Genomic DNA, 24,330 nt, shown 5'->3' with positions numbered 1-24,330 from the left:
GATTGTTATCCTCGTAAGGTCGCGGTTAACCCTTTCTGGCAGGCATACTGCTGGGCAAAGTCGAGCAGTTCTGGCGCATCAAGCGGTTTTTCCGGGGCGTCATAGGGCAGATTAAGTAAGTGATATTTGTTGATGCCCAGCGTGTGGTAGGGCAGGAAATGGATTTCGTTAATGTGCAGTTCACTGGCGGCAAAATCAGTAATGGCTTTCACACTGGCTTCATCGGCATTAAAGCCCTGAATCAGCGGCACGCGAATGATGATTTTTTTGCCCGCCGCCGCGAGTTTTTTCAGATTATCCAGTACTCTCGCGGCATTACCGTCGGTCCACTGTTTAAACGGCACGTCGGCAACGTGTTTTAAATCGGCAAGAAACAGATCGATATACGGCAAAGAAGGGGCGATGTATTTCCACGGCACATGCAGACAGGTTTCTACCGCAGTGTGAATACCGGCTTCGTGGCTGGCTTGCAGCAGCGCCGTCGCCATTTCCGGCTGCATAAACGGCTCACCACCAGAAAGCGTTAAGCCGCCGCCGCTGCGATCGTAAAACGGTTTATCGCGCAGAACGGTCGCCATGATCTCCTCAACGCTTTTCGCTTCACCACACACGGTTAATGCCTGAGCCGGACAGCAGTCGGTCAGCACCGTCAGATGTTCAGGCGTTAACTTTTCCCTGTGAATGAGTAAACCATTCAGCGCGCGCTCAATCACTTCCGGCGCGGTCTTTGAGCATAGTTCGCAGCCTTCCAGGCACAGACGCGCGTCATATAGCAGGTCCTGCGTGCGGGCGCGGCTTTCCGGGTTCTGACACCAGCGGCAGCCCAGCGAGCACCCCTTAAGGAAAACTACCGTGCGGATACCGGGACCGTCGTGGGTCGAATAGCGCTGAATGTTGAAAATCATAGATGTCCCTCTTTTTCGTTCAAACATTAAAATACTTTCGAATGAAAGTTAGATTGATGTGCATCAACTGTTCAGAGAGTTTTTTCGTGATAGTCTGATTTCATACAAAAGTAGATTTAGAGGATGACTATGGAACTGTATCTGGATACTTCAGACGTCGCCGCAGTGAAGACGCTGGCTCGTGTTTTTCCGTTGGCGGGTGTGACCACTAACCCAAGTATTGTGGCGGCAGGTAAGAAGCCTCTGGAAGTTTTACTTCCTGAGTTACATGAGGCGATGGGCGGACAGGGGCGTTTGTTTGCCCAGGTCATGTCTACTACTGCTGAAGGTATGGTGAACGATGCCCGTAAACTGCGTTCTATTATTGCGGATATCGTGGTTAAAGTACCTGTGACTGCCGAGGGGCTGGCAGCGATTAAGCTATTAAAAGCGGAAGGGATTCCGACGCTGGGTACGGCGGTGTATGGCGCGGCGCAAGGGCTGCTGTCGGCGCTGGCGGGGGCAGAGTATGTTGCGCCTTACGTCAACCGAATTGATGCTCAGGGCGGAAGTGGTATTCAGACGGTGACTGACTTACACCAGTTACTGAAAATGCATGCGCCACAGGCGAAAGTGCTGGCAGCCAGTTTCAAAACCCCGCGTCAGGCGCTGGACTGCTTACTGGCAGGATGTGAGTCAATCACACTGCCGCTGGATGTCGCGCAACAGATGATTAGCTATCCGACAGTTGATGCCGCTGTGGCGAAGTTTGAGCAGGACTGGCAGGGGGCGTTTGGCAGAACGTCGATTTAACCGGGCGCTTGTCATCCTCATAAATTGCTGATGACGTGGCAGAATGCGCCGATGCCTGCCGCGTCTTATCAGACCTGGAAATCAGCGCCCGAACCGTAGGCCAGATAAGGCGTTCACGCCGCATCTGGCGTCTGGATCAAATGCCTGATGCGCCGCTTGCCGCATCTTATCAGGCCCGGAGCTGGCAATTAATGCCCGCACACCTCACATCCCGGATTACGCATCAGTTTCATTTCGCGAAACTGACAGGTCATCGCATCGTACATTACGATTTTACCGCTGGCGGGTTTGCCATAACCTGCCAGCAGTTTTATCGCTTCCATTGCCTGCAACGAACCAATCACCCCAATCAACGGTGCCATTACGCCTGCTTCCACGCAGGTTAGCGCGTTCTCGCCAAACAAACGGCTAAGGCAGCGATAGCACGGCTCACCGTCCTGATAAGTAAAGACCGTGATTTGCCCTTCCATACGAATTGCCGCGCCGGAAACCAGCGGCACCTTCGCGGCAAAACAGCCCGCGTTCAGTTGATTACGTACCGTAACGTTATCCGTACAGTCGAGCACCAGATTGTGTTCAGCAATCAACGCAGCCAGTTCAGCGTCATCAAGCAACGCGTTTACCGGCATAATCGCAATATGTGGATTGATCCGTGCCAGTGCGTCACGGGCTGATTCTACCTTCGGTTGCCCGACCGTGGCATCACTGTGCAGCGTCTGGCGCTGTAAATTTGAGAGCGAAACCGTGTCGAAGTCGAGCAGCGTCAGGTTGCCGACACCGGCGCTTGCCAGATATTGCGAGGCCGCACAGCCGAGGCCGCCCAGGCCAACTACCAGCACGCGGGAATCTTTCAATGCTTCCTGACCGTCAAAATCAAAACCCCGCAGGATGATTTGCCGATTGTAGCGCAGCATCTCCTGATCGCTGAGTTCCGCCATTACAGGCCTCCGAACAACGCGTTAAATGGCTCGACTTCCACCCATTCGCCCGCTTCAACATTGCCGCGATCGCGCTCCAGCACGATAAAGCAGTTGCCGAGGCTAAAGGAGCTAAATATATGTGAACCCTGATGCCCGGTGGTCGTGACTTCCAGCTCGCCGTCGGCGTTGCGTTGCAGCACGCCGCGCTGGAAATCAAGACGTCCAGGGGATTTCTTCAGACGCGATGCCGTGCGTACGCGCTGGCGCGCGGGCAGGCCACTGGCGGTATTGCCGCTTAATTTGGCCAGCAAAGGTTGTACCAATTGATAGAAGGTCAGCGTCGCAGAAACCGGATTGCCTGGCAGGCCGCAGAACCAGCTATTAGAGAGTTTACCAAACGCGAACGGTTTGCCCGGTTTAATCGCCAGTTTCCAGAAAGCAATTTCGCCCAGTTCTTCGAGAATGGTTTTGGTGTAATCCGCCTCACCAACCGAAACACCACCGGAACTGATCACCACATCCGCCTGGCTGTCGGCTTCAATAAATGCGGCGCGCAGGGCATGTGGATCGTCGCGAATAATCCCTAAGTTGATTACTTCACAACCCAGCTGTTCTAACATCAAATGCACCGCGAGGCGGTTGGTATCGTAAATTTGCCCATCGCCCAGAGGCTGACCGGGTAACTGCAACTCATCACCCGTGGAAAATAGCGCCACTCGCACTTTACGAATCACCGGAGCTTCGGTAATCCCTAGCGAAGCAATCACTGGCAGTTCAGCGGTAGTCAGGCGAGTACCTGCCGGAAAAACAACCGCACCCGCAGAGATATCTTCACCGCGACGGCGAATATTTTGCCCGCTATGCACTTCAGCGGTAAAACGTACGCCATTGTCCGTTAGTTCAGTCTGTTCCTGCATGACCACTGCTTCGCAGCCTTCCGGTACTGGTGCGCCAGTCATAATGCGGATGCAGGTGCCAGCGGGCCACTCGCCATGATAAGGCTGACCGGCAAACGACTTCCCGGCAACGGGCAGCGGTTGCCCGGAGGTGATATCGGCCAAACGTACCGCGTAACCGTCCATTGCGGAGTTATCAAACCCTGGGACATCCAGCGGCGAAACCACATCGCTCGCCAGAATACGACCAAAACACTGTACCAGTGGTAGCGTTTCCTGGGCGGTCAGTGGGGTAACGCGAGAAAGCATCTCATTAAGCGCGGTGTCGAGCGACATCAATCCGGTGGTAAATTCCATGAAAACACTCCTGCGGAGGCAAAATCGAATTTGCCTATTATGTCAGAAAAAACGCCACAGACTGTATGCCACCTCGGTCGTAGAGCAGACACTCGCCTTTACATGCCATATACATCTTTCTATATTCAAAAATTGAATGAGTAATTCATAAAAATTCTGATATTTATAGCAAAAGTGGCGAGCCACCCTTAATGGACGAAGACTATGGGCAAAGCAGTCATTGCAATCCACGGCGGCGCAGGCGCAATTAGCCGCGCACAGATGAGTCTGCAACAGGAATTACGCTACATTGAGGCGCTGTCTGCCATTGTTGAAACCGGACAGCAAATGCTCGAAGCGGGTGAAAGCGCGCTGGATGTGGTGACAGAAGCGGTGCGCTTGCTGGAAGAGTGTCCGCTCTTTAACGCCGGAATTGGCGCCGTCTTTACGCGTGATGAAACGCATGAACTGGACGCCTGCGTGATGGATGGCAACACACTGAAAGCGGGGGCGGTGGCGGGCATTAGTCATCTGCGTAATCCGGTTCTTGCCGCCCGGCTGGTGATGGAGCAAAGCCCGCATGTGATGATGATTGGCGAAGGGGCAGAAAATTTTGCGTTTGCTCATGGCATGGAGCGCGTCTCGCCGGAGATTTTCTCCACGCCGTTGCGTTATGAACAACTACTGGCAGCGCGCGAGGAAGGGGCAACGGTTCTCGACCATAGCGGCGCTCCGCTGGATGAAAAACAAAAAATGGGTACGGTGGGGGCCGTGGCGTTGGATTTAGACGGCAATCTGGCAGCCGCCACGTCCACAGGCGGAATGACCAATAAATTACCCGGACGAGTGGGCGATAGTCCCTTAGTGGGTGCCGGATGCTACGCCAATAACGCCAGTGTGGCGGTTTCTTGTACCGGTACGGGCGAAGTCTTCATCCGCGCGCTGGCGGCGTATGACATCGGCGCGTTAATGGATTATGGCGGTCTAAGCCTCGCGGAAGCCTGCGAGCGGGTGGTGATGGAAAAACTCCCTGCGCTTGGCGGCAGCGGTGGCTTAATCGCTATCGACCACGAAGGTAACGTCGCACTACCGTTTAACACCGAAGGAATGTATCGCGCCTGGGGCTACGCAGGCGATACACCAACCACTGGTATCTACCGCGAAAAAGGGGACACCGTTGCCACACAGTGATGAACTTGATGCCGGTGATGTCCTGGCGGTCGATAATCTCAACATTGCCTTTATGCAGGACCAGCAGAAAGTGGCTGCGGTGCGCAATCTTTCTTTTCGGCTGCGACGCGGCGAGACGCTGGCCATTGTCGGGGAATCCGGGTCCGGTAAATCTGTCACAGCACTGGCATTGATGCGTCTATTGGAACAAGCAGGCGGTCTGGTGCAGTGCAATAAAATGCTGTTGCGGCGACGCAGTCGTGAAGTGATTGAGCTTAACGAGCAGAGTGCCAGGCAAATACAACATGTGCGCGGCGCAGATATAGCGATGATTTTTCAGGAGCCGATGACCTCGCTGAATCCGGTATTTACTGTGGGTGAGCAGATTGCCGAGTCTATCCGTTTGCATCAAAACGCCAGTCGTGAACAGGCGATGGTAGAGGCGAAGCGGATGCTGGATCAGGTTCGCATCCCGGAAGCCCAAACCATTCTTTCCCGTTATCCGCATCAACTCTCCGGCGGGATGCGCCAGCGAGTGATGATTGCAATGGCGCTGTCATGTCGTCCGGCGGTGCTGATTGCGGATGAACCGACCACCGCACTGGATGTCACCATTCAGGCGCAGATCCTGCAATTAATCAAAGTATTGCAAAAAGAGATGTCGATGGGCGTCATCTTTATCACTCACGACATGGGCGTGGTGGCAGAGATTGCCGATCGGGTGCTGGTGATGTATCAGGGCGAAGCGGTCGAAACGGGCAGCGTTGAACAGATTTTTCATGCGCCACAGCATCCTTATACCCGCGCGCTGTTGGCTGCCGTGCCGCAGTTGGGGGCGATGAAAGGGCAAGATTATCCTCGCCGTTTCCCGCTGATATCGCTTGAACATCCGGCTAAACAGGAACGACCTGTCGAGCAGAAAACGGTGGTTGATGGCGACCCTGTTTTACAGGTGCGTAATCTGGTGACCCGTTTCCCTTTACGTAGTGGCTTACTGAATCGCGTTACGCGAGAAGTGCATGCGGTTGAGAAGGTCAGTTTTGATCTCTGGCCGGGCGAAACGTTGTCGCTGGTGGGAGAGTCCGGGAGTGGCAAATCAACCACCGGTAGGGCGTTGCTGCGCCTGGTTGAATCCCAGGGCGGCGAAATCATCTTCAAAGGGCAGCGAATCGATACCCTTTCACCAGGCAAACTTCAGGCATTGCGTCGCGACATCCAGTTTATTTTTCAGGACCCCTACGCCTCGCTGGATCCACGACAGACCATTGGTGATTCGATTGTCGAACCGCTGCGCGTACACGGTTTATTGCAAGGTAACGAAGCTGCTGCACGCGTTGCGTGGTTGCTGGAACGCGTTGGCCTGTTACCTGAACATGCGTGGCGTTACCCGCATGAGTTTTCCGGCGGTCAGCGTCAGCGCATCTGCATTGCTCGCGCGTTGGCACTGAATCCAAAAGTGATCATTGCCGATGAAGCTGTCTCGGCGCTGGATGTTTCGATCCGTGGGCAAATCATCAACTTGTTGCTCGATCTCCAGCGTGATTTGGGCATCGCCTTTCTGTTTATCTCCCACGATATGGCCGTTGTAGAGCGGATTAGTCATCGTGTGGCGGTGATGTATCTCGGGCAAATCGTTGAAATTGGTCCACGGCGCGCGGTCTTTGAAAATCCGCAGCACCCTTATACACGTAAATTACTGGCGGCAGTTCCGGTCGCTGAACCGTCCCGACTACGACCGCAGCGCGTGCTGCTGTCGGATGATCTTCCCAGCAATATTCATCTGCGTGGCGAAGAGGTTGCCGCCGTCTCGTTGCAATGTGTCGGGCCGGGGCATTACGTCGCACAACCACAATCAGAATACGCATTCATGCGTAGATAACATTCAGGCGGAGAATAAAATGGCAAGAGCTGTACACCGTAGTGGGTTAGTGGCGATGGGCATTGCCGCAGCGTTGATGGCACCTTGTGCATTCGCTGCCAAAGATGTGGTTGTGGCAGTGGGATCGAACTTCACTACGCTCGATCCCTATGACGCGAATGACACGTTATCTCAGGCCGTAGCGAAATCTTTTTATCAGGGGCTGTTCGGTCTGGATAAAGAGATGAAACTGAAAAACGTGCTGGCGGAGAGTTATACCGTTTCCGATGACGGCCTCACTTACACCGTGAAATTGCGCGAAGGGATTAAGTTCCAGGACGGCACCGACTTTAACGCCGCAGCCGTCAAAGCGAATCTGGACCGAGCCAGCGATCCGGCAAATCATTTAAAACGCTATAACCTGTACAAAAATATTGCCAAAACTGAAGCGGTCGATCCGACAACGGTAAAGATTACCCTCAAACAGCCGTTCTCAGCGTTTATTAATATTCTTGCCCATCCGGCGACCGCGATGATTTCACCGGCAGCGCTGGAAAAATATGGCAAGGAGATTGGTTTTCATCCGGTCGGAACTGGACCGTATGAACTGGATACCTGGAACCAGACCGATTTTGTGAAGGTTAAAAAATTTGCGGGTTACTGGCAGCCAGGCTTGCCCAAACTGGATTGCATCACCTGGCGTCCGGTGGCGGACAACAACACCCGCGCGGCAATGCTGCAAACCGGTGAAGCGCAGTTTGCTTTCCCCATCCCTTATGAACAAGCTGCGCTACTGGACAAGAACAAAAATATCGAGCTGATGGCCAGCCCGTCGATTATGCAGCGTTATATCAGTATGAACGTGACGCAGAAACCATTCGATAACCCAAAAGTGCGTGAGGCGCTGAATTACGCCATCAACCGTCAGGCACTGGTGAAAGTGGCCTTCGCGGGATATGCAGTTCCTGCCACTGGTGTGGTGCCACCGAGTATTGCTTACGCGCAAAGTTATAAACCGTGGCCTTACGATCCGGCTAAAGCGCGCGAACTATTAAAAGAGGCGGGATATCCCAACGGTTTCAGTACCACATTGTGGTCATCACATAATCACAGTACCGCGCAGAAAGTGCTGCAATTTACCCAGCAACAGCTAGCGCAGGTGGGGATTAAAGCCCAGGTGACGGCGATGGATGCCGGGCAGCGGGCGGCAGAAGTTGAAGGTAAAGGGCAAAAAGAGAGCGGCGTGCGAATGTTCTATACTGGCTGGTCGGCCTCGACCGGTGAAGCTGACTGGGCGCTATCGCCGCTGTTCGCCTCGCAGAACTGGCCGCCGACGCTGTTTAATACTGCGTTTTACAGCAATAAGCAGGTGGATGACGAGCTTGCCCAGGCGCTGAAAACCAACGATCCGACGGAAAAGGCGCGCTTGTATAAGGCGGCGCAGGATACCATCTGGCAAGAGTCGCCGTGGATCCCGCTGGTGGTAGAAAAACTGGTGTCGGCACACAGCAAAAACTGAGTGGTTTTTGGATTATGCCAGACACTGGCTTTAGCTTTGAAGATGCGGATTTGCAATAAGCAACGCAGGGAGAGGAATGCTTAATTACGTTATCAAACGCTTGCTGGGGCTGATTCCGACGCTGTTTATTGTCTCGGTGCTGGTGTTTTTGTTTGTCCATATGCTACCCGGCGACCCGGCGCGATTGATTGCCGGTCCAGAAGCCGATGCGCAGGTCATCGAACTGGTGCGTCAGCAACTGGGGCTGGATCAGCCGCTGTATCACCAGTTCTGGCACTATATCAGCAATGCCGTGCAGGGGGATTTTGGTCTGTCGATGGTGTCGCGTCGTCCGGTTGCCGAGGAGATCGCCAGCCGTTTCATGCCTACGCTGTGGTTGACCATTACCAGTATGACATGGGCGGTGCTGTTCGGCATGGCGGCGGGTATTATCGCCGCCGTCTGGCGTAACCGTTGGCCGGATCGATTAAGTATGACCATCGCGGTATCAGGGATTTCATTTCCGGCATTTGCGCTCGGAATACTGCTGATTCAGGTTTTCTCTGTTGAACTGGGCTGGTTGCCTACCGTAGGTGCAGACAGTTGGCAGCACTACATATTACCTTCTCTGACGCTCGGCGCGGCGGTGGCGGCAGTGATGGCGCGTTTTACCCGTGCCTCGTTTGTTGACGTTTTAAATGAAGATTATATGCGTACCGCGAGGGCGAAAGGGGTAAGCGAAACCTGGGTTGTCCTCAAGCATGGTTTACGCAACGCCATGATCCCTGTGGTCACCATGATGGGATTGCAGTTTGGCTTTTTGCTCGGTGGCTCTATCGTGGTGGAGAAAGTATTTAACTGGCCCGGACTTGGGCGTTTACTGGTCGATTCGGTAGAAATGCGTGATTACCCGGTGATTCAGGCAGAAATTCTGCTCTTCTCGCTGGAGTTTATTCTTATCAACTTAGTGGTGGATGTGCTTTATGCCGCCATTAACCCGGCTATCAGGTACAAGTAAGGATGCGACTATTTAACTGGCGACGTCAGGCGGTGTTAAACGCTATGCCACTGGTAAAACCTGACCAGGTACGTACACCGTGGCATGAGTTCTGGCGACGTTTTCGCCGTCAGCATATGGCGATGGCCGCCGCACTGTTCGTCATTTTGCTGATTGTGGTGGCAATTTTTGCCCGTTGGATCGCCCCCTATGATGCCGAAAATTTTTTCGATTATGACAACCTGAATAACGGCCCTTCTTTGCAACACTGGTTTGGTGTCGACTCGCTGGGGCGTGATATTTTCAGCCGTGTCCTAGTCGGCGCGCAAATCTCGCTGGCGGCGGGTGTGTTTGCTGTCTTTATTGGCGCGGCGATCGGTACGCTATTGGGTTTACTGGCGGGATATTACGAAGGCTGGTGGGACCGATTGATTATGCGTATTTGCGATGTGCTGTTTGCTTTCCCTGGCATATTACTGGCGATTGCTGTCGTTGCGGTGTTAGGAAGCGGTATTGCCAACGTAATTATCGCAGTCGCCATCTTTTCCATTCCGGCTTTTGCCCGTCTGGTTCGTGGCAACACGCTGGTGTTGAAACAGCAAACTTTTATTGAATCGGCGCGCAGTATTGGTGCCAGCGACATGACCATCTTGTTGCGCCATATCTTGCCCGGGACTGTCTCTTCCATTGTCGTCTTTTTCACAATGCGTATTGGCACTTCGATCATCTCGGCTGCCAGCCTTTCATTTCTTGGCCTGGGGGCGCAGCCGCCGACACCAGAATGGGGGGCTATGCTCAATGAAGCGCGAGCGGATATGGTCATCGCGCCGCATGTGGCGGTTTTCCCGGCACTCGCTATCTTCCTGACCGTGCTGGCTTTCAACTTGCTGGGCGATGGCTTACGCGACGCGCTGGACCCGAAAATTAAAGCATAGCCACGGCAGAATATTGCTTAAAAATGTAATGGCGTCATAGGAAATTATTGCTATACGCAAATGTTGTAACTTTCTGCCGATTTTGTAGAATCAGGTAATTGGGTAAATATGCTGCTGTAAAAGTCTATTTATGCAGCGAAGTAGCGTACTGATAGTTATTTTGTTACGTGTATTAACATGCTTAGTTTATACGAAAAAATAAAGATAAGACTGATTATTTTATTTTTGTTGGCTACGCTGTCATTTATTGGTCTTTTTTTCATCATTAACTATCAGTTGGTATCGGAAAGGGCGGTAAAACGTGCCGATAGCCGCTTTGAACTTATTCAAAAAAATGTAGGTTATTTTTTTAAAGATATTGAGCGTGCTGCCTTAACGTTAAAGGATTCGCTGTATTTATTGAAAAACAGTGAGGAGATTAAACGTGCCGTCATTCTGAAAATGGAAATGATGCCATTTCTGGATACGGTAGGATTGGTGCTGGATGATGATAAATATTATCTCTTTACCCGTCGGGCGAATGATAAAATCATTGTTTACCATCAGGAAAAAGTAAATGGGCCACTTGTCGATGAGGCTGGACGCGTCATCTTTGCCGACTTTAACCCGTCCCAGCGGCCCTGGTCGGTGGCATCAGACGACTCGGGTAGTAGCTGGAATCCGGCCTACAACTGCTTTGATCGGCCAGGGAAAAAGTGTATCTCTTTTACCCTACGAATTAATGGCAAAGACCGTGACTTACTGGCCGTTAATAAGATTCATGTCGACTTAAACTGGCGCTATCTGAATGAATATCTTGATCAAATCAGTTCGACTGATGAAGTCCTGTTTTTGAAACAAGGCCATGAGATCATCGCCAAAAACCAACTCGCCCGTGAAAAAACGATTATTTATAATAGCGAAGGAAACTATAACATTATTGATTCTTTCGACACGGAATATATCGCAAGAACATCAGAAGTTCCAAATAACTCGTTGTTCGAAATATATTTTTATTATCCCACAGGTAATTTATTTAACGCATCGGATAAACTCTTTTATCTACCATTTGCATTTATTATTATCGTATTGCTGTTGGTTTACTTAATGACCACGCGTGTGTTTCGTCGACAATTTTCCGAAATGACAGAACTGGTCAATACGCTGGAGTTTTTGCCCGATTCTTCTGAACAAATGCAGGCATTGAAAATCCGTGAAGGCGATGCGAAAGAGATTATCAGCATCAAAAATTCCATAGCGGAAATGAAAGACGCCGAAGTTGAACGTTCGAATAAACTGCTCTCGCTAATCTCCTACGATCAGGAGAGTGGATTTATCAAAAACATGGCGATTATTGAATCTAATAATAGCCAGTATCTGGCTGTCGGGATCATCAAACTGTGCGGGCTGGAAGCCGTCGAAGCTGTGTTTGGCGTCGAGGAACGCAATAAAATCGTCAGGAAACTGTGTCAGCGAATTGCCGAGAAATATGCGCAATGCTGCGATATAGTGACATTCAATGCCGATCTCTATTTATTATTATGCCGGGAAAATGTACAGACCTTTACCCGCAAAATAGCGATGGTAAATGATTTCGACAGCAGCTTTGGTTATCGCAATCTGCGCATACACAAATCTGCCATTTGTGAACCGTTGAAGGGTGAAAACGCCTGGAGTTATGCCGAAAAGCTGAAACTGGCGATTTCCAGTGTCCGTGACCATATGTTCTCTGAGTTTATTTTCTGTGATGACGCGAAACTCAACGAAATTGAAGAGAATATCTGGATTGCGCGTAATATTCGCCATGCAATGGAAATAGGCGAACTATTTTTAGTCTATCAACCGATTGTTGATATGAAAACCAGAGACATTGTCGGCGCAGAAGCATTATGCCGCTGGATCTCTGCGGAACGAGGAATAATCTCACCGCTGAAGTTTGTTACGATTGCTGAAGATATTGGGTTTATCAATGAGCTTGGCTATCAAATTATTAAAACCGCAATGCGTGAATTCAGGCATTTTAGCCAGCGTGCGGCCCTGAAGGACGGTTTCTTACTGCATATTAATGTTTCGCCCTGGCAGCTAAACGAACCACACTTTCATGAGCATTTTACAACTATCATGAAAGAGCATGATCTGCAGGCGAATAGTATCTGTATTGAGATCACTGAAACAGTGATCGAACGAATTAATGAACATTTTTATCTCAATATTGCACAACTGCGTAAACAAGGGGTAGGGATATCGATTGATGACTTTGGCACAGGGCTGTCAAACCTGAAACGTTTTTTATGAAATTAACCCTGACAGCATAAAAGTAGATTCGCAATTTACCGGCGATATTTTCGGCACCGCGGGAAAAATTGTACGCATTATCTTCGACCTGGCACGCTATAACCAGATTCCGGTGATTGCAGAAGGTGTTGAGAGCGAAGAGGTTGCGCGTGAATTAATGAAATTAGGCTGTGTTCAGGCCCAAGGGTATCTGTACCAGAAGCCTATGCCATTCTCTGCCTGGGATAAAAGTGGAAAGTTAGTAAAAGAGTAGTTTAGGTATGTCCAGAATCAATAAATTCGTACTTACAGTCAGTCTGCTGATTTTTATTATGATTTCGGCAGTTGCCTGCGGGATCTACACTCAAATGGTGAAAGAACGGGTGTATGGCCTGAAACAGTCCGTTATTGATACTGCTTTTGCGGTGGCAAATATTGCTGAATATCGGCGTAGTGTGGCAATTGATCTCATCAATACGCTAAATCCTACGGAAGAACAATTGCTGGTTGGCTTACGCACAGCCTATGCCGATTCGATTTCTCCTTCTTATTTGTATGATGTTGGGCCTTATCTGATTTCCAGTGATGAATGTATTCAGGTAAAGGAGTACGAGAATAACTATTGTACAAATATCATGCAGGTGGTTAAGTATTTGCATGTTAAGAATACGGGGTTTATCTCTTTTGACGGTAAAACCTTCGTCTATTATCTCTACCCGGTTAGCCATAATCGCAGTCTGATATTTTTGCTTGGGCTGGAGCGCTTTTCTTTACTGTCAAAATCACTGGCAATGGACAGCGATAACCTGATGTTCTCACTTTTTAAGAATGGCAAACCGGTTACTGGTGATGAATATAACGCCAAAAATGCCATCTTCACTGTTTCGGAAGCGATGGAGCACTTCTCCTATTTACCGACAGGATTGTATGTGTTTGCCTATAAAAAAGACGTTTATTTTCAGGTGTGTACGTTGATCATCTTCTTTGCCGCATTGGTGGCAGCTATATCAGGGGCCAGCTGCCTCTATCTGGTACGCAGAGTGATCAATCGGGGCATTGTTGAAAAAGAAGCCATTATTAATAACCATTTTGACCGTGTGCTGGACGGTGGGCTTTTCTTCTCGGCGGCGGATGTCAAAAAACTCTACAGTATGTATAACTCAGCGTTTCTTGACGACCTGACGAAAGCGATGGGCAGAAAATCCTTTGACGAAGACTTAAAAGCCTTGCCGGAAAAAGGCGGATATTTGTGCCTGTTTGACGTCGATAAATTCAAGAACATTAACGACACCTTCGGCCATTTGTTGGGCGATGAAGTGTTGATTAAGGTTGTGAAAATCCTTAAATCACAAATTCCGGTGGATAAAGGCAAAGTCTATCGTTTTGGCGGCGACGAATTTGCGGTGATTTATACAGGTGGAACGCTGGAAGAGTTGCTATCGATATTAAAAGAAATCGTTCATTTCCAGGTGGGGAGCATTAATTTAAGCACCAGCATCGGCGTAGCACATTCAAATGAATGTACCACCGTTGAACGGCTGAAAATGCTGGCAGATGAGCGACTGTATAAGAGCAAGAAAAACGGCAGGGCGCAGATTAGCTGGCAATAATGTTTAAGGCCGGGAAAATAAATTTGCCCGGCCTGGCATTAATTAAACCCGACTACCCCACAAATCGTACTCATCGGCATGCTCGACTTTCACACGCAGGATGTCGCCCGGCTTAACGTTGGTTTCACCGTTGAGATAGACCGCGCCGTCGATTTCCGGCGCATCAGCCATACTGCGGCCAATCGCGCCTTCTTCATCCACTTCGTCGATGATCACCAGAATTTCACGGCCAACTTTCTCCTGCAGGCGCTCGGCGGAAATCTGTTGTTGCAGTTGCATGAAGCGATTCCAGCGTTCTTCTTTCACTTCTTCCGGGACCTGGTCCGGCAGAGCATTGGCATCTGCGCCTTCAACCGGGCTGTATTTAAAGCAGCCAACGCGATCCAGACGTGCTTCTTTCAGGAAGTCGAGCAGCATCTGGAAATCTTCTTCCGTCTCGCCAGGGAAGCCGACAATAAAGGTTGAACGCAGGGTCAGTTCTGGGCAGATTTCACGCCATTTTTTGATACGCGCCAGTTGGCGATCCACCGAACCCGGGCGCTTCATCAGTTTGAGAATACGTGGGCTGGCATGCTGCAGCGGAATATCCAGATATGGCAGGATTTTGCCTTCAGCCATCAGCGGGATGACGTCATCCACGTGCGGATAAGGGTAAACGTAGTGCAGACGTGTCCAGATCCCCAGTTTCGATAACTGTTCGCACAGGCTGACCATGCTGGTTTTTACCGGCTCGCCGTTGTGGAAGCCAGTACGGTGTTTAACATCTACGCCATAGGCGGAAGTATCCTGGGAAATCACCAGAATCTCTTTAACGCCCGCATCAACCAGACGTTTCGCTTCGCTTAATACTTCGCCAATCGGGCGGCTCACCAGATCGCCGCGCATTGAAGGAATAATGCAGAAGGTGCAGCGGTGGTTACAACCTTCGGAAATCTTCAGATAGGCATAATGACGTGGGGTCAACTTAACACCCTGTTCCGGCACCAGGCTCAGGAACGGATTGTGTTTCGGTTTTGGCACGTAGTGATGAACGTGCTCCAGAACCTGCTCGTAGCTATGAGGCCCGGTGATTTCCAGCACTTTCGGGTGGACTTCGCGGATCTGATCTTCTTTTGCCCCCAGACAACCAGTCACAATCACCTTGCCGTTTTCATTCAACGCTTCGCCAATGGCTTCCAGAGATTCTTGCACCGCGCTGTCAATAAAGCCGCAGGTGTTAACGATCACCATGTCCGCGTCGTCATAGCTCGGTACTACGTCATAACCTTCAGTACGCAGTTCGGTCAGAATGCGCTCTGAATCGACAAGGTTTTTCGGACAGCCAAGGGAAACAAAGCCGATTTTCGGCTGGGGAGTTACTTTGCTCATAGCTTAAAAAATATTCAGTTACAGGAAAGGTCAGGGCAGGGATTCTACAGAGTTCTGGATAAAATTTGTATCGTAATCTGGTCAACAGGCGAGGAAAACGCCCCAAATATCGGGGCGCAAATGATTGTCATGCTACTGAGTTTTCAGTTAGCGCCTCCGCAGGCTGGCTGCTGGATTTGTCCCGCAGCGTAAAGACCGAAATAAGCGTGAAGCAACCGGCAATCGCCCCCAGGATAAGATAGGTTTCAGCAAAACCAATGGTGTCATACAGATAGCCGGCAATGGGGGAATAGATTGCCGTGGCGATGGATGCCACAAAAAGCACCAGCAGGTATACCGTCGAAGAGAGTTTATGATCAAAGTTAGCCGCGATAAATTTAAACACAGACACCAGGATCAGTGGTTTTTCGATGGCGTGCATCATTTTAACGGCCGCAATCCACACTGGTCCCAGTTGGATAGCAGAACCGGCAATGCGTAGCGACATAATGGTTCCGGCAATAACCAATGCCCATTTGGCGCCAGTGCGGTTAACAAACCACGGCATCAGACAGAGAAATAAGGTTTCTCCACAGACCTGGACAGAAGCCAGAATTCCGTACCAGCGATTGCCTTCTTCTGGCGTCGGAAATTGCAGCGAAAAATATTGTGCGAATTGTTGATCGTAAGTGTCATAAATTTGCGTTACGAACAGAGTGAACATCAATAAAAACCAGAACTGACTATTTTTCGCCAGTTCAAGTGCATGGATAGCTTTCAGCGAATTGGTTTTTTCAATTTCCGCCTCGGTCAGTTCAATTTTGGTAAACATAAAGCAGATTGCGGCGATCACAATGGCACAGCTTGCCAGCCAGAAAGAGAGATTAGGGCTGGTATCAATGTATTTACCCACAATCCACGCGGCGGCAGCCCATCCCAGAGAGCCCCACATTCTTACGCGACCATATTCAAAATGATAACGGCGCGAAACTTTATCTATCCAGGAATCCAGAACGCCACAGCCAGAATTAAAAATGATCCCCAGGTAAACACCACCCAAAACAGCGCCCAGCCAGAAGTTATGAACCAGAAGCGGGGCATACACATAAATAAAGAATGGGCCTACGGGAAGTAATAATGCGACGAGGATCCAGATGAGTTGTTTCTTAAGACCAAATTTATCGGAGATGAAACCGAAGAACGGCTGCATTAATAACGCAATGAAAGCATTAACGGAATAAAGCAATCCTGTGCGTGTGGCGGTAATTTCCAGATGCTGTGTCGTCCATATGACAAAAAATGCCATCGTTGCCGACCAGGCGAAGAGGTACAGAAAATCGAAAATACTGAGCAAAATATAATTACGTTTACCGGGCAATAACATAGCCATATCCTCAATCACTGGCGTTGGGTCATTTACCGTTGGCACAGGCATTAGCTGTGCTTACTGGTTATTGTTTTGGTATGCATCTCCGGAAATGTCATACGTTAACAATTTCATTTTTACTCTGACCCTGACCGCGATGATTAGGCAATGTGTTAAATGAATGTTTGAGATTTACATCACAATTATTGCTGATAATAAAAAAGATTTAGCGAAACAGATCACTAAATCTTTTTATGAGAACGTATTACTTTTATGCCTTTCTTGTTAGCTCATCTGCCAGTGTGCGAAGGTGTTCAGCAATATTCATCAGATCAGTCTGTGGTGAGTGCAGGGGACCAGCAGAGTTACGCACGACCAGGCGACTGGGAAGGATGGTAGAAGAGCGGAGCATCGCGTGTTCATCATCCGGCTGTAAAATTTGTTGAACGGCAATTTTCCCTTGTAAATCAAAGTCGATTGCGACGGTCGTTAGCGAAGGTTCAAAAAACGCACTCTCATAGGTGTCGTCATAGCCTATGACAGAAATATCTTGCGGGATTTTACGTTTTTGTTGATGTAAGGCGCTTAATGCCCCCAATGCCATCTGATCATTGGCGATCAGAAGAGCGGTCGCCTGTGGTGTTTCACGTAGCATCTGTAACGTCGCCAGATAGCCGCTTTGAGCGTCCCAATGACCGTAATGAATGGCCAGCGGCGTCAGTTGGAGTGAAGCGAGTGTGTCGCGCCAGGTATTGAGTCGTAGCCGCGCGGGTACTGAATTTTCAGGGCCAGAGATCAAGCAAAATTGACGATGCCCCAAATCGTAAAGATGTTTCACGCTGGCGCGTGCACCTTCTGCGGGATTAAAGGTGACGTTAAATACCGGGCTATAAGGGTCCACGTCGAGAAACAAACATAATACATCGCTGTTTTCAGCAACCAGAGTTTCAGCCAATGCCGTTTCCAATGGTGCGTTGATAATAATCTTTGTTACCCGTTGTGCTTTTAATTCATTAATTGCAGCCTGAATACCTTTAATATCAACATCGTCAATCATGGATATCAGCACCTGATATCCCTGTTCTCCGGCATATTTTTTCACTGCTGCCGCAATTTGCGAGGGGGCATGCAGGGCAAGTGAAGTTGTAACCAACCCGACCGTTTTGCTCTCTTTCCCTACCAACTGTTGAGCTACGCGATTTGGAACGTACTTAAGTTCGGCAATGGCTTGTTCAATTTTTTTGACGTGTTTTAGCAGACACGTTCGCTGAATTGTTAAGCACCCTCGACACTGTCTGATAAGAAACATTGGCATGACGAGCAACATCGGCAAGGGTTGCAGCTTTGGTTTTCATATTCGCCCCGGCTAAAAGATTTGTCACAGTATACCGCAGTGAATGTCATACGTATCACGCTCACCTGTCTCAGTGCCGGTAAGCTGAACCGACGAACCTGTTTGAAGGGAAAAACGCGTACTTGATCACATTCCTGCCGGACATTTCTTGCATAACGAAGCAATAAATTACTAGATGACAGTATTGTGAACGAATAACATTTTTTGTCTGTTTAAAACAATTCAGGAGTCAGCATGGACAAGTACCCACCGATCATCCCCAGAGCCCCATGGTTACTTCATGGAGCTGATTACAATCCGGAGCAATGGTTACATGTCCCTGGGATTCTGGAGAAAGATATCGCCATGATGCAACAGGCTGGTTGTAACACCATGTCGGTGGGCATTTTTAGCTGGTCAATACTGGAACCCACAGAGGGTGAGTATCGCTTTGACTGGCTGGATGAGGTGCTGGATAAACTTCATGCTGGTGGGATCTCTGTCTTCCTCGCAACACCAAGCGGAGCCAAACCCGCCTGGCTTGCTGCTCGTTATCCAGAGGTTCTGAGAGTTAGCGCCTCACGCGAGAAAATGCTTCACGGTGGCCGCCATAATCACTGCCTTTCTTCGCCAGTGTATAAAGATAAAGTGACGCAAATTAACCGTAAGCTGGCGCAGCGATACGCCAATCATCCGGCGGTTCTGGGATGGCATATCAGTAATGAGTATGGCGGAGAGTGTCATTGTAATGGATGCCAACAGGCGTTTCGCCGTTGGTTGCAGACGCGTTACACCACTCTTGAGGCGCTTAATCAGGCATGGTGGACTGGCTTCTGGAGCCATACATACAGTGACTGGTCACAAATTGAATCTCCTTCCCCAATAGGTGAAATGTCCAACCACGGTTTGAATCTTGATTGGCGGCGCTTTGTCACATCGCAGGTAAAAGAGTTCTATCAAATGGAAATCGCGCCGTTAAAAGCTGAACGCCCCGATTTACCTGCGACGACCAATTTTATGTGGTATTTCAATGACTACAACTACTGGGCATTAGCCGAAGTGGTTGATTTTGTGAGTTGGGATAGCTACCCCATGTGGCACAAACAGGAAGATGAACGCGCTGTAGCCTGCAAAACAGCGATGTATCACGACCTGATGCGTACCTTGAAAAATAAACCATTTATTCTGATGGAATCCACGCCCAGCCAGACAAGCTGGCAGCCAACCAGCAAATTGAAAAAGCCGGGAATGAATATTCTTTCTTCCTTACAGGCCGTCGCTCACGGCGCAGACGGCGTGCACTATTTTCAGTGGCGTAAGAGTCGTGGTGCCGTGGAGAAGTTTCATGGTGCGGTGGTTGATCACGTCGGTCATCTGGAGACGCGTACCGGGCGCGAAGTCATACAACTGGGGCAACGGCTGGCTCATCTTAAACAATTGGTTGGGACGAAAACGCAGGCCAAAGTTGCCATTATTTTCGACTGGGAGAACCGCTGGGCGGTCAATGATGCTGCCGGGCCGCGCAATTGCGGTATCCACTACGAACAAACGGTAGTGGAGCATTACCGACCTTTCTGGGAGCAGGGCGTGGCGGTCGATATTATCAATGCTGATTGTGATCTTACGGGTTATCAGTTAGTTATCGCCCCAATGCTCTATATGGTTCGCGATGGATTTGCTGCTCGTGCTCGTGCCTATGTCGAAGCTGGTGGCAATTTTGTCACCACTTACTGGTCCGGGATTGTCAATGAAACCGATTTATGTCACCTGGGTGGGTTCCCTGGCCCGTTGCGTGACCTGATGGGCGTATGGGCTGAAGAGATTGATAGTCTTAATGATTATCAGCATAACGAAGTTATCTGCGAGCCGAATGCGTATGGACTGCAGGGGCAATGGCAGGCACGGGAATTATGTGCGGTTATTCACGCCGAAGGTGCTCAGGTTCTGGCGCGCTATGGTGAGGATTTTTATGCGGGTACACCTGCGTTAACGGTAAATCACGTCGGACAAGGTCGTGCTTTCTATGTGGCTTCGCGTAATGATGCGTCATTTCATCAAGCGTTTGCCGCGATGTTGATCAACACACTTCATCTCCCAAAAGCACTTGCTACTGAACTTCCTGCTGGCGTTATTGCAACGCGTCGGGCAGACGGCGATCAGGAATGGGTTTTTGTACAAAATTACACTGCTCATGTACAAAATGTTGTGCTTCCTGGAGCGTGGCGAGTGGCGGAAACGGGCAAGGCTTGTTCACAAGAATTAGAACTGGCGCCGTGGGGATGTGAGGTACTGGAAAGAGAAATAATGTAAATTCTTATTAATAAGATGTGAAGTATTGATCCTTGACAGCATTTTGCTCAAAAAAATGGCCATACTATTTAATTGCAATAAGGCTGGAAAGAGGAGGATCGAAGTATGTTCGTTGACAGACAGCGAAGCGACCTGCTGAACCGGTTGAAAGACGCACAAGTTGACCTCGCTGCATACGTGCATCTGAGGAAGGCCAAAGGATACATGTCCGTCAGCGAAAGCAATCATCTACGAGATAACTTTTTTAAACTGCATCGCGAATTGCACGATAAATCGCTGCGGTTGAATCTTCATCTGGATCAGGAAGAGTGGGGTGCTCTTCATCACGCTGAAGAAGCATTAGCGACAGCCGCAGTATGTTTGATGAGCGGGCATCATGATTGCCCGACTGTTATTACCGTCAACGCCGATAAGCTTGAAAATTGTCTGATGAGCTTAACGCTGAGTATCCAGAGCCTTGAAAAGCACACCATGCTTGAGCAGGCCTGAAAACTAAGGGGGAGAATGCATCTCCCCCTTCATGTTTAAGTTTATGTAAAAATGCATTTGTTACGCTTTTGACTGACTACGCTTTAAGCCAGAGTCAATCCGGAGGCGTTATGCATCGACAATCTCTTTTCCTTGTGACCCTTTTCTGTGTTTCTTCCGCTCTCTGGGCGGCGCCTGCAACGGTAAATGTCGAAGTATTGCAAGACAAACTCGACCATCCCTGGGCGCTGGCCTTTTTACCCGATAATCACAGTATGTTAATCACGCTGCGTGGTGGCGAGTTACGCCACTGGCAAGAAGGAAAAGGATTATCTGCGCCGCTGGCTGGTGTGCCGGAAGTCTGGGCGCACGGGCAGGGAGGCTTGTTGGATGTAGCTTTAGCGCCTGATTTTGCCCAGTCTCGCCGCATCTGGTTAAGTTATTCAGAACAGGGAGATGATGACAAGGCCGGTACTGCCGTAGGTTATGGCCGTTTGAGCGATGATCTGACAAAAATAACGGATTTCCGCACTGTTTTTCGTCAGATGCCTAAGCTTTCTACCGGTAACCATTTTGGTGGACGGTTGGTGTTTGACGGCAAAGGTTATTTGTTTATTGGTCTGGGGGAAAACAATCAGCGCCCGACGGCGCAGGATCTGGATAAATTACAGGGCAAACTGGTGCGTCTGACCGACCAGGGCGAGATCCCGGATGATAATCCTTTTGCAAAGGAATCCGGTGCGCGCGCTGAGATCTGGTCTTACGGCATTCGTAATCCGCAAGGGATGGCGATGAATCCGTGGAGTAATGCACTATGGCTGAATGAACATGGCCCGCGCGGTGGTGATGAAATTAATATCCCGCAAAAAGGCAAAAACTACGGCTGGCCGCTGGCAACCTGGGGAATCAACTATTCGGGCTTTAAGATACCGGAAGCGAAAGGGGAAATCGTTGCCGGAACCGAACAACCGATTTTCTACTGGAAAGATTCGCCTGCCGTGAGCGGTATGGCCTTCTATAACAGCGACAAATTCCCCCAGTGGCAGCAAAAATTATTTATTGGCGCGTTAAAAGACAAAGATGTCATCGTGATGAGCGTCAACGGCGACAAAGTGACAGAAGATGGCCGCATATTAACGGACAGAGGGCAGCGAATTCGTGATGTTCGCACTGGGCCCGACGGTTATTTGTACGTATTGACCGACGAGTCCAATGGCGAATTACTGAAAGTAAGTCCACGTAATAATTAGCTAACGGGGATCATCACCACTTTACGCACTGCGGGGCGTTCAGTGAGCTGTTGATACCAGCGTTCCAGATTTGGACGCGGTGTCCAGGTCAGACCGACGTTAAACAAATTGTAGATAAACGGTGCAATAGCGATATCACCCACGCCAAATTTATCACCAGAGAACCATTTCACTTTTGCCAGTTCCGCATCAAGAAGGGCAAACAGAGCGTCGCATTCCTTGCAACTGGCATCAATGGCGGCCTGGTCGCGCTCTTCAGGTGGTGTTCTGACCAATCCAATCAGGATCCCGCGATGGGCATTACTGAGCGTCTGGTTTGCCCAGTCCATCCATTTTTCCGCTTCTGCACGACGTGCTGGCGAGTCGATCCACAAGCGGTTTTGTCCGTACTGTGCTGCCAGGTAGCGGACAATGGCGTTCGATTCCCAGAGAATTAAATCACTTTCGTCGTCGCGCAACAGCGGCACCAGCCCGTTGGGATTCATCGCCAGAAAATCGGCGTCATGGTTTACTCCAAACTCACGACCCGCGAGAATTTGCTCATAAGGTAGATCCAGTTCTTCGAGCGTCAGCAACACTTTTTTTACGTTGGTTGAATTATTCCGACCCCACAGCGTAATCATACTCACCCCTTTTTACACAGGCAGCCACAGGCTGAACAGGACTCTGATGGTGGAGTAAAGTTAACTTTTAAGCAACAGTTGGCAAAAAAATGACGCCAGAAGCAGCGAAGCGGCAGGATATTGCATAAACTTTAAAAACTTTACCAACTTACGGTTTCTTTAAGTTTGTGTGTGCGTTATTAATCACCGAACTTATCATACGGCGATATAACGTATTTTTTTTGAATGGATACTCGGGTGGCATTTATGACGCAATACTCCTCTCTCCTTCGTGGTCTTGCTGCGGGTTCTGCATTTTTATTCCTTTTTGCCCCAACGGCATTCGCGGCGGAACAAACCGTTGACGCGCCGAGCGTGGATGCGCGTGCATGGATTTTAATGGATTACGCCAGCGGAAAAGTGCTGGCTGAAGGTAATGCGGATGAGAAACTGGACCCAGCCAGTCTGACCAAAATCATGACCAGCTATGTGGTTGGGCAGGCGCTCAAGGCCGATAAGATTAAACTCACCGATATGGTGACGGTCGGTAAAGATGCCTGGGCGACGGGGAATCCGGCGCTGCGCGGTTCATCGGTGATGTTCCTCAAACCGGGCGATCAGGTTTCGGTGGCCGATTTAAACAAAGGCGTGATTATTCAGTCCGGTAATGACGCCTGTATTGCGCTGGCAGATTACGTCGCGGGCAGTCAGGAGTCATTTATTGGCTTGATGAATGGTTATGCTAAAAAATTGGGCCTGACCAACACCACCTTCCAGACGGTGCACGGCCTCGACGCACCGGGGCAGTTCAGTACCGCACGCGATATGGCCTTGCTGGGCAAAGCGTTAATCCACGATGTACCGGAAGAGTACGCCATTCATAAAGAGAAGGAATTTACCTTCAACAAGATTCGCCAGCCTAACCGTAACCGTCTGCTGTGGAGTAGTAATGTCAATGTCGATGGCATGAAGACCGGTACTACGGCAGGAGCCGGTTACAACCTGGTGGCCTCCGCGACCCAGGGCGACATGCGTTTGATCTCTGTGGTACTGGGAGCGAAAACCGATCGTATCCGTTTTAATGAGTCCGAAAAGTTGCTCACCTGGGGCTTCCGTTTCTTTGAAACCGTGACACCAATTAAACCTGATGCCACCTTTGTGACCCAGCGAGTCTGGTTTGGCGATAAGAGTGAAGTGAATCTCGGTGCTGGCGAAGGCGGAGCGGTGACTATTCCGCGTGGACAACTGAAAAACCTGAAAGCCAGTTATACATTAACCGAACCGCAGCTCACCGCACCGCTGAAAAAAGGCCAGGTCGTCGGAACCATTGATTTCCAGCTTAACGGTAAATCTATTGAACAGCGTCCGCTGATCGTAATGGAGAATGTGGAAGAGGGGGGATTCTTTGGTCGGATGTGGGATTTCGTGATGATGAAATTCCATCAGTGGTTTGGTAGCTGGTTCTCTTAATCTTGAGATGACCG

16 protein-coding genes and 3 pseudogenes are annotated in these 24,330 nt (G+C 49.8%); 12 read left to right on the top strand and 7 right to left on the bottom strand.

The window, feature by feature from the left end; translation table 11 throughout:
* Window positions 1-5: 5 nt before the first annotated feature.
* Window positions 6-905, bottom strand: a complete 900-nt coding sequence (locus CRI63_RS02120) for a glycyl-radical enzyme activating protein (RefSeq protein WP_135518354.1) — start codon at window positions 903-905, stop codon at window positions 6-8.
* Between the two features lie 129 nt (window positions 906-1,034).
* Here CRI63_RS02120 and fsa point away from each other — a divergent pair, with 129 nt between their 5' ends.
* Window positions 1,035-1,697 (top strand): fructose-6-phosphate aldolase, encoded by a 663-nt coding sequence (gene fsa, locus CRI63_RS02115; RefSeq protein WP_135518352.1) that lies wholly within the window; start codon window positions 1,035-1,037, stop codon window positions 1,695-1,697.
* Between the two features lie 188 nt (window positions 1,698-1,885).
* On the opposite strand, the gene moeB is transcribed toward fsa, so the two are convergent.
* Window positions 1,886-2,635, bottom strand: coding sequence for a molybdopterin-synthase adenylyltransferase MoeB (gene moeB, locus CRI63_RS02110; protein WP_135518350.1), 750 nt, complete (start codon window positions 2,633-2,635; stop codon window positions 1,886-1,888).
* On the bottom strand, window positions 2,635-3,870 hold the full coding sequence (gene moeA / locus CRI63_RS02105) for a molybdopterin molybdotransferase MoeA (protein WP_135518348.1): 1,236 nt from the start codon (window positions 3,868-3,870) through the stop codon (window positions 2,635-2,637). Before moeA ends, moeB begins: the two co-directional genes overlap by 1 nt.
* A gap of 204 nt (window positions 3,871-4,074) precedes the next feature.
* On the opposite strand from moeA, the gene iaaA reads away from it, so the two are divergent.
* The 7 genes and pseudogenes from iaaA to CRI63_RS02070 all read left to right on the top strand — a co-directional run bounded on the left by iaaA (window position 4,075) and on the right by CRI63_RS02070 (window position 14,170).
* On the top strand, window positions 4,075-5,040 hold the full coding sequence (gene iaaA, locus CRI63_RS02100; RefSeq protein ID WP_135518346.1) for a beta-aspartyl-peptidase: 966 nt from the start codon (window positions 4,075-4,077) through the stop codon (window positions 5,038-5,040).
* Entirely contained in the window at window positions 5,027-6,898 is a 1,872-nt protein-coding gene (gene gsiA / locus CRI63_RS02095; RefSeq protein ID WP_135518344.1) for a glutathione ABC transporter ATP-binding protein GsiA, read from the top strand. The genes iaaA and gsiA overlap by 14 nt, the downstream gene beginning before the upstream one ends.
* Before the next feature lie 19 nt (window positions 6,899-6,917).
* Window positions 6,918-8,455 (top strand): annotated as a pseudogene (gene gsiB, locus CRI63_RS02090) (glutathione ABC transporter substrate-binding protein GsiB).
* 17 nt (window positions 8,456-8,472) lie between these two features.
* The gene (gene gsiC / locus CRI63_RS02085) at window positions 8,473-9,393 is read left to right on the top strand and encodes a glutathione ABC transporter permease GsiC (protein WP_130214772.1); all 921 of its coding nucleotides are present in this window, start codon (window positions 8,473-8,475) and stop codon (window positions 9,391-9,393) included.
* Between the two features lie 2 nt (window positions 9,394-9,395).
* Entirely contained in the window at window positions 9,396-10,307 is a 912-nt protein-coding gene (gsiD, locus tag CRI63_RS02080; protein WP_130205171.1) for a glutathione ABC transporter permease GsiD, read from the top strand.
* A gap of 177 nt (window positions 10,308-10,484) precedes the next feature.
* Window positions 10,485-12,834, top strand: a pseudogene (locus tag CRI63_RS02075) (EAL domain-containing protein).
* 7 nt (window positions 12,835-12,841) lie between these two features.
* Window positions 12,842-14,170, top strand: coding sequence for a GGDEF domain-containing protein (locus CRI63_RS02070; RefSeq protein ID WP_130214768.1), 1,329 nt, complete (start codon window positions 12,842-12,844; stop codon window positions 14,168-14,170).
* Between the two features lie 42 nt (window positions 14,171-14,212).
* On the opposite strand, the gene rimO is transcribed toward CRI63_RS02070, so the two are convergent.
* The 3 genes and pseudogenes from rimO to CRI63_RS02055 form a co-directional block, all read right to left on the bottom strand.
* A complete protein-coding gene (gene rimO / locus CRI63_RS02065; protein WP_001558886.1) occupies window positions 14,213-15,538 on the bottom strand; it encodes a 30S ribosomal protein S12 methylthiotransferase RimO in 1,326 nt (441 codons plus the stop codon).
* A gap of 127 nt (window positions 15,539-15,665) precedes the next feature.
* Window positions 15,666-16,901 carry an oligosaccharide MFS transporter gene (locus CRI63_RS02060; protein WP_135518366.1) on the bottom strand — a complete coding sequence of 412 codons (1,236 nt, stop codon included), beginning with the start codon at window positions 16,899-16,901 and terminating at the stop codon, window positions 15,666-15,668.
* Between the two features lie 253 nt (window positions 16,902-17,154).
* Window positions 17,155-18,238, bottom strand: a pseudogene (locus CRI63_RS02055) (LacI family DNA-binding transcriptional regulator).
* A gap of 233 nt (window positions 18,239-18,471) precedes the next feature.
* Between CRI63_RS02055 and CRI63_RS02050 the strand changes: the two are divergent.
* The 3 genes from CRI63_RS02050 to yliI all read left to right on the top strand — a co-directional run bounded on the left by CRI63_RS02050 (window position 18,472) and on the right by yliI (window position 22,244).
* Window positions 18,472-20,526 (top strand): beta-galactosidase, encoded by a 2,055-nt coding sequence (locus CRI63_RS02050; protein WP_135518342.1) that lies wholly within the window; start codon window positions 18,472-18,474, stop codon window positions 20,524-20,526.
* Between the two features lie 105 nt (window positions 20,527-20,631).
* A complete protein-coding gene (gene bssR / locus CRI63_RS02045; protein WP_130214762.1) occupies window positions 20,632-21,015 on the top strand; it encodes a biofilm formation regulator BssR in 384 nt (127 codons plus the stop codon).
* A gap of 110 nt (window positions 21,016-21,125) precedes the next feature.
* Window positions 21,126-22,244 (top strand): aldose sugar dehydrogenase YliI, encoded by a 1,119-nt coding sequence (gene yliI, locus CRI63_RS02040; RefSeq protein ID WP_135518340.1) that lies wholly within the window; start codon window positions 21,126-21,128, stop codon window positions 22,242-22,244.
* Here yliI and gstB read toward each other — a convergent pair.
* Window positions 22,241-22,867 carry a glutathione S-transferase GstB gene (gstB, locus tag CRI63_RS02035; protein ID WP_135518338.1) on the bottom strand — a complete coding sequence of 209 codons (627 nt, stop codon included), beginning with the start codon at window positions 22,865-22,867 and terminating at the stop codon, window positions 22,241-22,243. The genes yliI and gstB overlap by 4 nt on opposite strands.
* A gap of 246 nt (window positions 22,868-23,113) precedes the next feature.
* On the opposite strand from gstB, the gene dacC reads away from it, so the two are divergent.
* Window positions 23,114-24,316, top strand: a complete 1,203-nt coding sequence (gene dacC / locus CRI63_RS02030) for a serine-type D-Ala-D-Ala carboxypeptidase (protein WP_135518336.1) — start codon at window positions 23,114-23,116, stop codon at window positions 24,314-24,316.
* Window positions 24,317-24,330: the final 14 nt, after the last annotated feature.

It is taken from the genome of Escherichia sp. E2661 (assembly GCF_004745185.1).
Taxonomy (GTDB): Bacteria; Pseudomonadota; Gammaproteobacteria; order Enterobacterales; family Enterobacteriaceae; genus Escherichia.
The sequence above is the reverse complement of the archived record's forward strand: the minus strand, read 5'-3'. Positions and strand labels throughout refer to the sequence as shown.